This window comes from Pseudoalteromonas sp. DY56-GL79 (assembly GCF_041414765.1).
Classification (GTDB): Bacteria; Pseudomonadota; Gammaproteobacteria; order Enterobacterales; family Alteromonadaceae; genus Pseudoalteromonas; species Pseudoalteromonas piscicida.
Genome location: NZ_JANHZS010000015.1, coordinates 98,563 through 111,895, shown reverse-complemented (window position 1 = coordinate 111,895; position 13,333 = coordinate 98,563). Strand labels below are relative to the sequence as shown.

The following is a 13,333-nucleotide window of genomic DNA, read 5'->3' as shown; positions in this document are numbered from 1 at the left end:
TCTTTTACAACCTAAAGGTAATGCTATGCATCCAATGTTGAACATTGCGGTACGCGCTGCGCGTAACGCAGGTAAGATTATCCTACGTGCAAGTGAAGATTTATCGCGCGTTGAAGCCACTCAAAAAGGCACTAATGATTTAGTAACTAACATCGATAAAGATGCGGAATCAATCGTTCGTGACACAATTTTAAAATCTTACCCTGATCACTCTATTGTTGGTGAAGAATTTGGTCATCACGAAGGCAAAGATGCAGACTACCTTTGGGTTATAGATCCTCTAGACGGTACAACTAACTTCGTTAAAGGTATTCCTCACTATGCTGTTTCTATCGCGTTAAGAGTTAAAGGCCGCGTAGAGCAAGCTGTTGTATACGATCCAATCCGCGACGAGTTATTTACCGCTTCTCGTGGCCAAGGCGCACAGCTAAACAACAAACGTATTCGTGTATCTAAGTCTATTGAATTACAAGGCACTGTGCTTGCCACGGGTTTCCCTTTCAAGCAAAAGCACCACATGGATGCCTACCTAGAAGCATTCAAAGCATTATTCATTCATACAGCTGATATCCGCCGTGCGGGCTCTGCAGCTTTAGACATGGCATATGTTGCAGCAGGTCGTATGGATGGTTTCTTTGAAATTGGCCTTAAGCCTTGGGATACAGCAGCCGGTGAGCTGCTAGTAAAAGAAGCAGGCGGTATGGTCACTGATTTTGCTGGCGGTGCTAACTTTAACCGTAGCGGCAACATCATCTGTGGCGCACCTAAGCTTTGCCAAGCGATTGTAAAAGAAATTCGCCCTGTATTAACTGAGTCATTGTTAAAATAATAACTCTGGCTTAGATGAAAGAGCCAAGTATTACCTTAGGCTAGTAAATAGATAAAGAGCTACTATTTTATTATGGTGGCTCTTTTTGTTTCCACCCTCTTTCGTACAACTCACGACAAGCCAGCCTGTCACTACCACAAAAACGACTCTTTCTTCTTATATCCAAATCGCTAAATGCTGTTGCCAGCAGTACATAAGCACCATATGCTAGAGCTTCTCCATTTAAGCAAGGAAAAGTGATGGTAAAACTCATTATTTTTGTATTTACGGTATTCGCCCCAATCGCACTTTCGCAACCAACAATTAATAATGCGCTACCCTTTCCTGATAAAAAACAACGAACAGAGATTACCACACAGCTATTTTCTGGAATAGAAAGCATCGATGCCATAACAATAACACTGCGCAATAAAACCAGACGTATAGACTGGAAAACCTACAAAGCCACAGCAAGTAAACGTATCATAAACTCAAATAATTGGGATACCTTATACCGTGCCCTAGACAACCTACACTATGGAATTTTAAATCGTCACTCCTATTTGATAGTTGATGAAAAGGCACGCAAGAAAGTCACGAACTTCCCTAAATGGCCTAAGCTCGAAATAGGCTATACATGGCCTCAAATTAGCTTTTTCTCTACAAAAAACCAAAAGTCAATCAGATTTATAAACGGGCGTAGTATAGAAGATTTATTTGAAGAGTTTTTCAACTTTTATTGTAATGACGTACATAAATCAGGTTGCCTGCGGCTGTTCTCCAGCTACATGAAATCGGGCTACTTCTTCGCTGGTGGCCTCGATAAACTCGTCGTTAGTTACACAGATAACAGTTCAGATGTTTTTGTAAAACAGGGGCAACAAAAAAACAAGCAACAAGCTTCTTCTGAATGTTCAGAAATGTATTTACCGCTTGGCTTAAATTTGCTCTACGATGGCAGTCAGTCATGCCTATATGAAAGCAACGGTGCCTTTGTGCTTAAAATATTCTACTTTGGTAAATGGGGTTCTCACAGCAATGATATCTATTGTGACGAAGCTAAAGAACCAGGTATGTGCTTCGATATTAACGAAATAAAGCAAATTACACATAGCTCGCCGGCTAAGCCCCTAATCGTAGATATCCAGAATAATAAAGGTGGTTCAGAAAATACGCCTTGGATCGCCGCTTTGACCCGAAATGGATTCAGAGACAATTTGGTCCAGTACCGAAATACACCGCTTTTGGCGAATAAAGAGATACGGGATAGTGCTTTTTACCAAAGTAAAAGAGCCGAACGTTGGTATCAAAATATTGTCGCTGACATCACCAGTCGTGATGACTTTCTGCCTCCTCGGCCTGATTTTTGCCGCGGCTCTGCCCAGTGCGACATTCGCATGATTGACTCGTCTTCTACGCCAATTAAGTACGAGTCCCTAAAACTCGTAGTCAATGCTGGATGCGTTAGCTCCTGTGATGATTTCATTTGGCGAACACGCCAGTATGCAAATGCGAAAACCTTTGGACAATTGCCGGCTACCGACGGCGCCTATGCCAGATTAACTGGTTACTTATTTATCGCTAAAACAGGGAAGATAATTAATATTATCACTGGTGAAGGTGAGCACCCTACTGGTGATAATGGAACTTTATTACTGACTTATCAGCTCCCTATTTCTAAAACAGTGAGCTTTGACGGAGAAATGTTGGAAGGAAATGCTAGCGTACTTGACAACTTATTGCCTGTCAGCAAACTGAACTATGTTAATTTGGAATTAGATAACTTGGTAAATGCCTTGCGTGATTAAAGCATCCGATTAGCTAGAGCAAGAAATACAATGAAGCCGCTATATCCAAGATAGCGGCTTCATTGGTTTAAGAGCATTCAGACCTACTTAATTTCTACACGGGCTGAGCGCATCACGATTTCATCGTTTAGCTCAATACCAAGCCCAGGCTCTTCTGACACTCTAAAGATACCATTCTTAGGCTGTGGATCTTGCAAGCATAGCTCTCTGTTCCACTTTTTGATTGCGTAAGTATGGTGCTCATGGATCAGGAAGTTTGGGATCGCGGTTTCCAAGTGTAATGAAGCTGCGGTTGCAACCGGGCCACCACAGACGTGCGCCTGAATACGGATATCAAAGATATCGGCGTAATCACATACTTTCTTGGTTTCCGTAAAGCCACCACATAGGCCAATATCTGGCTGCAGTACATCAATACTTTGATCTTCAAAATAAGGGCGAACACCCCAGCGATTATACAAACGCTCACCACCTGCGATTGGTACAGAGGTCTTGTTTGCTACCTTCGCATGTAAAGAGTGGTTAAGATAATTCACTGGCTCTTCATAATACATACAATCAAATTCTTCAGCGATATCTGCAATTTGAATGGCAGATGTCGCGCCCGGTAAGCTGTGGCATTCAAAAATAATGTCGACTTCATCACCTACCGCTTCACGTATTGCTTTCATTCTTGCACGGTATAATTTCATTTCCGCACGCGAGATAAGCTTAGTTCTATCGTAGTAGGTGTTGCCATCTTTATCGTACTGAATTGGGTCAACTTTAACCGCATCGTATCCTTCAGCAATGGCTTTGTGAGCCGCTTCAGCATACTCGTGTGGTTGAACTAGTGCTTTAAACTCGCTATCCCAATCAAACTGTAATTGCGAGGCATAGGTGCGAAGCTCAGGGTTCACTTTACCACCAAGCAACTGATAAACAGGTAGGTTTAAGGCTTTACCTTTAATATCCCAAAGCGCGGTATCTATTGCTGACATCGCCGCATATACCACAGGTCCACCACCTAAACCCCAAAAGCTTTCTCTCAGCATACGAGACCAAAGCAGCTCAGTTTGAAAAGGGTCATGACCAATTAAAAAAGCTTCAGCCATTTCTTTAATCATACTGGCCGCAGCGCTGTGACCAAGGTCGTATGCAAGCCCTGCTTCACCAACCCCTGAAATACCTTCATCGGTGTGAATACGAACAAAAACGGGGGTCCAAGCAGGTCTATCTGGACAATGAATATCGAAAACTTCGACGCGATTAACTTTCATGTTGACTCCTATTGAGCAAAGCTTGGGTCTAGGCGGTAAGCTTTACGAAGCATTGCAGGCCATGCTAATTGACCACCGGTGCTACCGCTATGCACGACATTCGCTTGGTTATAAATGTTATCAATAATGGGTTGTGGTACAGGTACCGCTTGTTGTCCCGTTGCTTGAATTGCAACTTGGATTTCGCATGCACGCTGTAAATCATAAAAACGCATAAAGGCATCGCCTACCGTTGGTCCAACAGTTAAACCACCATGGTTCACCAGCAGCATGTGATTAGTTGTACCTAAGTCATCTTGCAAGCGCTTTTTCTCATCCATATTCACTGCTAAGCCTTCATAGCCATGATATGACAGTGATGGTAAAGAGAACATGCTATGCTGACTCAAAGGCAATAAACCACATTCTACACTCGCGACTGCGATCGTCTCTTTAGTATGAAGGTGGATAACGCAATGCGCATCTTCTCGCACTTCGTGGATTGCACTGTGAATGGTAAAACCCGCCGGATTAATCTTAAATGGCGTATCATCAAGAATATTTCCTTCAAGATCGACTTTCACTAAATTAGAAGCGGTGACTTCATCAAAGGTCAGGCCAAAGGCGTTTACTAAATAATGATCCGTCCCCGGCAAACGCGCCGACATATGCGTATAAATTAGATCTCCCCAACGAAAGTGCTCAACCAGTCGATAGCAAGCGGCAAGGTCAACACGCAGCTGCCATTCTTCTGCGCTTACTTTGTCTTTTAAATTTAACTGAGGTAATTCGAACATGGGGATCCCTTATTGACTCCACATTTGGATGTATAGAAGTCTAAATTAGCTTAATTATATCTTCAACTAAAAACCACCGCGAACGGTGGTTTTTTATATCTTTGATATCTAACTTTGATGTTATTCAACTTTAGATAGATACTCTGCAATCGCATCGATTTCAGCGTCAGTGACATTAGCGACCATCGCTTTCATCGCTGCTGACATACCGTTATTACGTTTACCTGATTTGATATCTTTCATCTGCGCGGCCAAGTACTCTTTATTTTGACCATTTAGCTTTGGGTACAGAGGCATGATTGGTGCTTTACCTTCTGCACCATGACAGGTTTGACACATCTTCGCTGTATACAATGCTTTACCATCTGCAGCCATTGAACTTGCTGAACCTAGTGCGCAAATTGCCACCGTAGTCCCTACTAGTAGTTTTTTCATCTTGCTCATATCATTACTCTTTTTATTGACGGTTAACGTTGTAAGTCAGTGTAGACTAAAGTTTGACCTAAAGCCTAATCACTACCACATCAAATCATCTGGGACCTCAAAGTCAGCGTAAGGGTCATCCTCATCACCTTGCTGATTGTCCTCAACATGGAAAACGATATACTTCTCGTCTACCTCTGCAATCTTTCTAGCAGGTTCATCTTGTAGTACGTAGAACTGCTCTTCTAACACACAAATCGCTAAACGCCCCTTTGATAGCGCTTTTTGTGTTTCGGAATTAACTTCTAACTCCTTCACCTTATTTTGGTATGTGAAGTTAAAGGTCACATTGCCGCGGATCTCATCTTGGTTATGATGTTCTAAGATCTGCTTCACGCGAGCAATTTGCTCTTTATCTTTTAGCGTTTCTTGCTTCGCTTTATTTAGCTCTTCGGCACGCTTTTGCTGCTCAAGCTTTGTTTGCTCAATATGTTTTTGGAGGTCTGTTTGGTCGCTCGTTGCGCCTTTTTTCTTTTTCTTCTGCTGTTTACGCTTTTGTGTTTTTGCAACTTTCGCTTTGTGCTCAGTTGTTAGACCTGCTTTTAGCAACTGATCTTGCAGTGAACCCATCATGCAACTCCGTAAAATAGACTTTTCACTATTTTAACTCAGCAATTTCGATTGACCAGAGAGGAATCGTTCAATCTAATGTAAAACTACCAAAATTATTGTTGCACACCGTGATTTAGCGCAAAAAATTGTCATCTAGTTTGCTTTAATTTAAGCTAACTCATCGAAATAAAAAGCCTTATCGCTTAATGCCCGTCATACACCTATTGCTTTGCTCTGTTACCATTTTTTTTGTGCTTTACGCACCGCAGCCGCTGCTGGCTGAGTTTGCGGAGCAATTTAGTGTGTCAGCGTCAGATGCAGGTATGCTGATGTCAGCAACTATGCTACCTCTGGCTATCGCGCCAATCTGCTACGGATTATTGCTGGCAAAGTCTAATCCGCTGCGCATTTTAAAATGGACCATGCTGCTATTGGCACTCAGCAGTGTAGCATTTGCTTCAATGACTTCATTTTCAGGGCTCTTGTTTACCCGGTTAATTCAAGGACTATTATTACCTGCTGCACTCACTGCGATGACCGGTTATATCGGCCAACAGTTTAGCGGCTCGCAGTTGAAAAGAAACATGAGCTTGTACATCGGAAGTACCATAGCCGGAGGTTATTTTGGCCGTACACTTGCGGCCAACTTTGCAGTCTGGTTTGAGTGGCAAAGTTTCTATTACCTAAACGCATTGTTATTGATTGTGCTGTCATTTAGCATTCGAGCCAGCGAGAACAAACCACCAATAATTCACGCGACAAGGATCAGGGACTACCTGGCACCACTCAAGCAATCGCGCCTAGTGAGATTATATAGCTCTGTATTTTGTATGTTTTTTTGCTTCGCGGGGCTACTCAACTTTTTACCTTTTATACTCAAGTACGACTTTAATTTAACCGATCCCAGTAAAGTGGGCTGGGTCTATACAGGCTATTTGGTTGGTGCTTTAGGATCTATCGTTACACCTTGGCTACAAAGTAAATTTCATTCTACCTGGCGATTTTTAGCTGCGATGTTCTTCATCTATGCTACAACCATTGCGCTATTACCTGTGACGTCTGTATTCTTTTTTGTGGTCTTATTTACGCTATTCTGCGCCTGTATGTTTGTGATCCATTCAACCGCTGCACCATTAGCCAACAGTATTAGTCAGGCTCCAGCAACCGTCACCAATGGCGCTTATGTTTCGTTTTATTATTCCGGAGGCGTGCTGGGATCTTATCTTCCGGGTTTGATTTATGAGCAAGCTGGTATCGCTTGGTTTTGTGCGTCACTTTTTATCGTTTGTACGGTCGGCTTAGTTCTGAGCTTGAGAAACACAGTCAACCCAGTGAGGTGAGTGTCCAGTGACTTGCCAAAAGCGCTTTAAATCTTCGAGCGTTAACACCCAAGTTTTAGTATTCACTAGGGGATGACACTGCCATAAGTGCGCAGATTGCAGTTCACTATCAAGCCATAATTCGACTCGTTGCTCACTGTCGTTATGCAGTGAGAGTGCTGACACACAGCCTTGTTCCACTCCTAAATACTTTGCTAGTCTGTCCGTCGATGCAAAACCTAAACGCGACACCCCTTGAGATTTAGACAGCGCTTTTAGATCAACTTGCTTATCTGCAGGAATAATAAAAAGAAAGTGTCGCTTTCCATAATTATCTCGAAGAAAGAGGTTTTTCAGTCGCGTCCCTTTTCTCTCTAACTTCAAGTTGTCAGCATCTAGACAAGTATGTAACGGTGGATGCTCATAATTGAGATAATTGATATCTAACTGAGCGAGCCGCTCTGCAAGTGCACTCGGATTGTTTCTGATCACAAACACTTACCTCGTAGCTGAACGCTACGCTGTCGCCAGTATACATCGGTAATTTTATGACCTGCATTACAGTAGTTCGCCTCAATCAAAGCTGGTTTTAATAAGGCGACGGCTTGCTCTTCTAGCTTGAGTTTTAGAGAGGGGGAATCTTCAATACGCTCAAACTCGGCAAAACGTTTTAGCTCTCTTCTTGATATTGGCTTACTTGCATCCAGCTCCATTCGAGGTGTTGCTTGTACCGTTACAATGAAAGCAAATTCTTTATCACCAGTTGGCGAAAGACGCTTATGAAGAGATTGTTTTTCGATAATAAGTTCAGGCTCATCAGGCTGTGATGCACAACTCGCTAGAAGCCCAATAATGAGAATAGAAAAGATATGACGCAGAACCATAATTCGCTTAATTCGTTTTATTTTCAGTTCAGTGTAACAAAGACTATAAAAAAATAGCGAAATTTTTTGTCTGGGGTTGACGGCAATATAAAAAATGATTAAATTTCGCTTCGTCTACTGACGGAATGTGGGGCTATAGCTCAGCTGGGAGAGCGCCTGCCTTGCACGCAGGAGGTCAGCAGTTCGATCCTGCTTAGCTCCACCACTTTCCGCTCTTCTTACTTCTTACTTCTTACTTCTTACTTCTTACTTCTTACTTCTTACAAAATTAACACCCTAAATCGAAAAGAAAAAAGCCCAAGTCTCTCGACCCGAGCTTTGCAGTTACTTATGTCATTCTGTGTATACCACTGAGTATAATTCTTCCACCTACTCAAGCAGCATCAGTTCATTATTCTCTGATTTGGCCTTCACCATTCACTAAAAACTTTTCGGTTGTTAGCGACTCCAAGCCCATAGGTCCGTAAGCGTGCAATTTGGTGGTAGCAATACCAATCTCGGCACCTAAACCTAACGCTGAACCATCACTAAAACGTGAAGAGGCGTTAACCATCACCACGGAAGCATCTACACCGCGTTGGAACAAATCAGCAGCTGCTTTGTCTTCCGTACAGATAACTTCAGTATGGTGACTGCCAAAGCGATCAATATGTGCAAGCGCTGCATTAAAATCAGCAACCTGACAAACCGCTATTTCAAGGCTCAAGTATTCTTCGCCAAATTCGTCATCGCTTAACTCAACTGCATTATCAAAATAAGCTACGGTTTGCTTACACGCATTAATTTTCACACCTCTTTCTGCTAGTGCTGCAGCAACTTTCGGTAAAAAAGTCGGAGCGATATCTTGATGAACGATTAACCCTTCAAGCGCATTACATACACCAGTACGCTGCGTTTTACCGTTTAACAGAAGCGCCATTGCTTTATCGAGATTGGCTGTTTTATCTATATACAAGTGACACACGCCTTTAAAATGCTGGATCACTGGCACCGTACTATTCTCAGTAACGAAATTGATTAGACCCTCACCGCCACGTGGGATGATAAGGTCGATATACTCTTTTTGCTGCATCAGCTCCATTAACAACGCGCGGTCTGGATCCGGAATAACAGAAACCAACGCGGCAGGTAGGTTATGTTTTTCAAGCGCCTTATGCATCGCTTTTGCGATCTCTAAAGAACTCGCTAACGCCTCTTTACCACCACGTAAAATAACACCATTACCTGATTTAAAACACAGCGCACCTGCGTCAGCGGTGACATTGGGGCGCGCCTCATAAATCATGCAGACAACACCAAGTGGCACTCGCATTTTGCTGATTTTAATGCCATTTGGTCTTACACCCATGTCTCTACGTGCACCCACTGGATCGTCCAGTCGAATGATGGTTTCGATACCTTCAGCCATGCTTTCAATCCGCGCTTGGTTAAGCGTTAATCTATCGATCATGGCGTCGCTAAGCTGGTTATCACGAGCAGCAGCTAAATCAGCTTCATTGGCTTTAATAATGGCATCGCTGTTTTCACGGATCCCTTTTGCCATATCTGCTAACACTGCATTTTTTTGCTCTGTAGATAATAGTGCTAACTGTTTCGCTGCTTTTGCAGCCTGTGATGAAATATCTGTGATTAAACTCATGTCTTATGACTTCTCCAATAATGCAATATCTTGTTCTGAAATAACGGGGCCGATACTATCTTGAATTCTTTCGCTGATCGGATTCTCTTCATGTTCAGTTAAAAAGTTCAGCAGGCAGCTACTGTAATTGGTGGTCGCTTTGGCTAAGCGCTTACCATCTTTACTCCTCACGAGTACGGTATCTCCAACAGAAAACTCACCTTTTACTTCAGTGATTTCATCACCACTTAACTGACCCACCACTTGATTTTCGCCTGAGCCATAATCGCTATCTACGACCAGCTCACCTTGCTCCGATGCCGTGTGAGTCATCCAATGCACCGCTTCTTGCATCGGTTTATCATAGGCTGTAAATACCGTGCCAGGATTTTTTCCCGCCAACAATAATTCAAAGGTTGTTTCTTCGAAGCCGTTAACAATATAGGTATCTATTCCGTGAGACGTCGCCTTTTCAGCAGCTTCAATTTTGGTCTTCATACCACCGGTGCCAACCTTGCTCGTTGGACAACCTGCCATATCGTAGATTTCTTCAGTGATCTCTGTCACCTCTGAAATCAGCACTGCGTCAGCATGTAAATTAGGGTTTTTGTTATATAAACCACTGACGTCGGAGCAAATAATTAACCCATCGGCATCTGCAGCCCCCGCTACCATGGCTGATAAATTATCGTTATCACCCACCTTCAAATCGTCTGTGGTCACGGTGTCATTTTCATTGATAATAGGCAGTATTCCATGATCGAGTAAAGTGAATATTGTTTCACGAATACTGGTATATCGCTCCCTGTCACGCAGGTCGCCGTGAGTCAGTAATATCTGCGCCGACGGGAAGTCGAAGAAACGGTCCCACGTAGCCATCATCTCGGTTTGGCCAGCTGCCGCCATCGCTTTTTTCACCGCAATGCTAGGCTGCTCTGAGTTTGGAAATAAGTGTGACCCTGCTGCGACTGAACCTGAAGAGACGAGGATTACTTCGATACCTCTGGCTCGACAGCGCACGATGAATTGCGCGATGCTGAGTAAATAGCGGGATCGACACCCATCTTGCTCTGGCGCGATCAACGCACTCCCGATCTTGATTACTATACGTTTTGACTGTTTCATCGACATAAATTCCTGCATTAAATTAACCACCCACTCACGAGTTGGTACTCCAAATATCTCCTATTAGAAGACAACAGAAAGCGCAATGCATCGACCTAAAAGTCGGCAAATAGATAAAACAAACAGACGTGCGACGGCGAAGACCTTAGTCCCATCATGTCGCCACACATGCTAAACCCAGACACAGCAACAATCGTTAACTGGCTGACATTTCACTAATAGAAGATTGATTGTGACATCAAGTACTTAACCCTTGACGTCGAGCCGTTTCCAACAGGGCCACCATGGTTTGGTGCGGCCGGAAAGGCTGTACCGCAATGAATAATTGCGTAATGAGTAGATTGTGAATGACGGCGCGATTTACTCCACGCCTTGAACGACTATTACCTTAACGTAAGCTCGGGTAAGATTGCAACCCTATCCCATGTTAATTATTTATGACCACCATAAATCAATTTTATAATACCTTATTTTCAGTAATTTATTCACTTTACCCTCATTCGCGCTGTGTTATAACTGGATGCTAGCTATACTGATAAAAATGTTGGGATAATCCAACCGGGGAGAATCTATGTCAGCAATCTACATTGCAGGTATTGCAGTATGTTCTGTAATAGCACAATGGCTTGCTTGGGCCTTTAAGGTTCCTGCAATTTTGTTTTTACTTCTTATTGGTCTTGCTTTGGGGCCATTTAGTGGCACGCTGGATCCAGATGCCTTACTCGGGGATTTACTCTTTCCCGTCGTCTCACTTTCCGTTGCCGTTATCCTCTTTGAAGGTTCACTAACCCTGCACTTTAAAGAACTCAAAGGAATTGGTAAGGTCGTACGGAACCTTTGTTCTATCGGGATGTTAGCAACCTTTGCGGTGATAGCAACAACCGCAATTTTCGTGCTGGAGCTTAACTGGCAAGTTGCCGCCGTATTGGGCGCAGTACTTGTCGTGACCGGTCCAACGGTTATTGCCCCGATGCTGAACGCGATGCGCCCAGACAAAGACATAGACCGTATTTTACGTTGGGAAGGTATAGTCATAGACCCTATTGGTGCGCTCTTTGCGGTACTCGTATTTGAAGCCGTCTCTTTAGTTGGTGGCGAAGGTATCTTCAGTCACACCCTGTGGGCGCTTGTATCAACACTTGGTGTGGGGATAAGTATTGGCGTCGCATCAGGTTACCTCACCACTTACCTAATAAGAAAAGAGTGGCTTCCTTTCGAGCTTCACAAATTCGCCATTTTAGCGCTCGTGTTGTTTAGCTTTACGCTATCGAATCATCTGAGTCATGAGTCAGGCCTACTTGCCGTGACCATCTTTGGTATTTGGCTCGCTAACCAAGATGACTTGGAAATAGACTCAGTATTAGAGTTTAAAGAAGATCTCTCAATGATCCTGATTTCGAGCTTATTTATATTACTCGCGGCACGACTCAAGTTAGAAGATTTAATGCTGTTAGACACCGACGTCTTTATCTTTCTAGCTGTAGTATTATTTATTGCTCGACCACTGTCGATATTCTTATCGACGTTCAATACTGACTTACCGATAAAGTCTCGTATTCTGTTAAGCTGGATAGCTCCTCGAGGCATTGTTGCTGCAGCTGTAGGCTCAGTTTTTGCGTTGAGTATGACCAAATCACAGATAGCAGATGCGGATAAAATGGTGCCGCTTATTTTCACCGTCATCATTGTCACCGTGGTACTACAAAGCCTAACGGCAACGCCTTTCGCACGTCTTTTAGGAGTGCGTCAACCAAAGCCCAATACCTTACTTATCATTGGTGCAAACCATGTAGCTAGAGCGGTGGCTAAGGGCTTAAAAGACCAAAATATTGATGTTTATCTCTCCGATCCCGCATGGGAAAACTGCAAAATGGCAAGAATGGACGGACTGCCTTGTTACTATGGTAACCCACAGTCGGAACATGCCGAGCGTTACCTCCCGTTGACCAGCTTAAAGTCAGTGCTAGCGCTTTCACCTAACCGTCACCACAACGCATTAGGCGTACAGTACTTTTCTCATTTACTTGGCGATCAATGTGTTTATTCGCTCAAATCATCCACTAACCACGCTAAGGCGAACAAAGATAGCGCCACTTTCCTTTCTCGCCAAATCTTATTTGGCGACGAAGGTAATTACGCCAAGCTAAGTAGCATGATGGCTAAGGGCGGCAAAGTGAGCGTAACTCGGATCTCAGAAGAGTTTAAATGGGAGCAGTATAAAGAGGTTAACAGTGAAGCAATCCCACTGTTTGTACTCACAGAGCAGAACAAAGATGAGGAACCCATCTTGATCCGCCCGTTTACCTCTGACATGAAAAAGCTTCCAGAAGAAGGCGACCGCGTATTGGCGTTGCAACCGCCTAAATTAACGGTGCTTAAAGATCCAAATACGAATAAAGAAGGCCAAATTGGTGCAAAGCTTAGCAGCCAACAAATTACTTAACCTGAGATTTGGATAAGAAATAAGCTAGCTTTACGGGCTTTATTTAGAAACAAGTAAAAGCGGCTTAACTTACGCCGCTTTTACTTTCCACTCATAACCTGCTGAAAGTAATACCTATTGATCCAACGGAGTTACTCTGAGCTTCAGGTTATATAACCTGAACTCGAGATAAGAAGTAAGTTGATCCACTAAAATCACTAAGCTCAAAAGCGTAGTATCACTCTAGCCAGAAGTTATTTCTTAATACAAGGCAAATTT

The 13,333-nt window shown here is 43.3% G+C and carries 12 protein-coding genes and 1 tRNA gene; 5 read left to right on the top strand and 8 right to left on the bottom strand.

All coding sequences use genetic code 11. From position 1 onward, the window contains the following. Positions 1–25: 25 nt before the first annotated feature. Complete coding sequence (suhB, locus tag NO992_RS12520) at positions 26–829, top strand: inositol-1-monophosphatase (protein WP_045988903.1); 804 nt, start codon at positions 26–28, stop codon at positions 827–829. Between the two features lie 239 nt (positions 830–1,068). Beyond that, positions 1,069–2,616, top strand: coding sequence for a hypothetical protein (locus NO992_RS12515; RefSeq protein WP_371377557.1), 1,548 nt, complete (start codon positions 1,069–1,071; stop codon positions 2,614–2,616). An 83-nt stretch (positions 2,617–2,699) separates the two neighbouring features. Here the strand turns inward: NO992_RS12515 and NO992_RS12510 are convergent, their stop codons facing one another. From NO992_RS12510 to NO992_RS12495, 4 genes are all read right to left on the bottom strand, one after another. Then, on the bottom strand, positions 2,700–3,875 hold the full coding sequence (locus NO992_RS12510; RefSeq protein WP_039493039.1) for a mandelate racemase/muconate lactonizing enzyme family protein: 1,176 nt from the start codon (positions 3,873–3,875) through the stop codon (positions 2,700–2,702). 8 nt (positions 3,876–3,883) lie between these two features. Beyond that, a complete protein-coding gene (locus NO992_RS12505) occupies positions 3,884–4,651 on the bottom strand; it encodes a class II aldolase/adducin family protein (protein ID WP_010607214.1) in 768 nt (255 codons plus the stop codon). 120 nt (positions 4,652–4,771) lie between these two features. After that, a complete protein-coding gene (locus NO992_RS12500; RefSeq protein WP_017218486.1) occupies positions 4,772–5,095 on the bottom strand; it encodes a c-type cytochrome in 324 nt (107 codons plus the stop codon). Between the two features lie 72 nt (positions 5,096–5,167). Beyond that, the gene (locus NO992_RS12495; protein WP_010378951.1) at positions 5,168–5,704 is read right to left on the bottom strand and encodes a DUF2058 domain-containing protein; all 537 of its coding nucleotides are present in this window, start codon (positions 5,702–5,704) and stop codon (positions 5,168–5,170) included. 188 nt (positions 5,705–5,892) lie between these two features. Here NO992_RS12495 and NO992_RS12490 point away from each other — a divergent pair, with 188 nt between their 5' ends. Then, the gene (locus tag NO992_RS12490; protein ID WP_017218485.1) at positions 5,893–7,026 is read left to right on the top strand and encodes an MFS transporter; all 1,134 of its coding nucleotides are present in this window, start codon (positions 5,893–5,895) and stop codon (positions 7,024–7,026) included. Here NO992_RS12490 and NO992_RS12485 read toward each other — a convergent pair. Next, positions 6,985–7,497, bottom strand: a complete 513-nt coding sequence (locus NO992_RS12485; RefSeq protein WP_017218484.1) for a prolyl-tRNA synthetase associated domain-containing protein — start codon at positions 7,495–7,497, stop codon at positions 6,985–6,987. The two genes, NO992_RS12490 and NO992_RS12485, sit on opposite strands and share 42 nt — an antisense overlap. After that, on the bottom strand, positions 7,494–7,889 hold the full coding sequence (locus NO992_RS12480; protein ID WP_371377550.1) for a hypothetical protein: 396 nt from the start codon (positions 7,887–7,889) through the stop codon (positions 7,494–7,496). Before NO992_RS12480 ends, NO992_RS12485 begins: the two co-directional genes overlap by 4 nt. A 129-nt stretch (positions 7,890–8,018) precedes the next feature. Here NO992_RS12480 and NO992_RS12475 point away from each other — a divergent pair. Further along, positions 8,019–8,094: transfer RNA gene (locus tag NO992_RS12475), tRNA-Ala, on the top strand. A 186-nt stretch (positions 8,095–8,280) separates the two neighbouring features. Here the strand turns inward: NO992_RS12475 and NO992_RS12470 are convergent. Both NO992_RS12470 and proB read right to left on the bottom strand, forming a co-directional pair. Then, positions 8,281–9,528 (bottom strand): glutamate-5-semialdehyde dehydrogenase, encoded by a 1,248-nt coding sequence (locus tag NO992_RS12470; RefSeq protein WP_371377547.1) that lies wholly within the window; start codon positions 9,526–9,528, stop codon positions 8,281–8,283. Positions 9,529–9,531: 3 nt separating this feature from the next. Continuing rightward, positions 9,532–10,638 (bottom strand): glutamate 5-kinase, encoded by a 1,107-nt coding sequence (gene proB / locus NO992_RS12465; RefSeq protein WP_026345645.1) that lies wholly within the window; start codon positions 10,636–10,638, stop codon positions 9,532–9,534. A gap of 565 nt (positions 10,639–11,203) precedes the next feature. On the opposite strand from proB, the gene NO992_RS12460 reads away from it, so the two are divergent. Next, the gene (locus NO992_RS12460; protein WP_017218480.1) at positions 11,204–13,075 is read left to right on the top strand and encodes a sodium:proton antiporter; all 1,872 of its coding nucleotides are present in this window, start codon (positions 11,204–11,206) and stop codon (positions 13,073–13,075) included. The last annotated feature ends 258 nt before the right edge of the window (positions 13,076–13,333 follow it).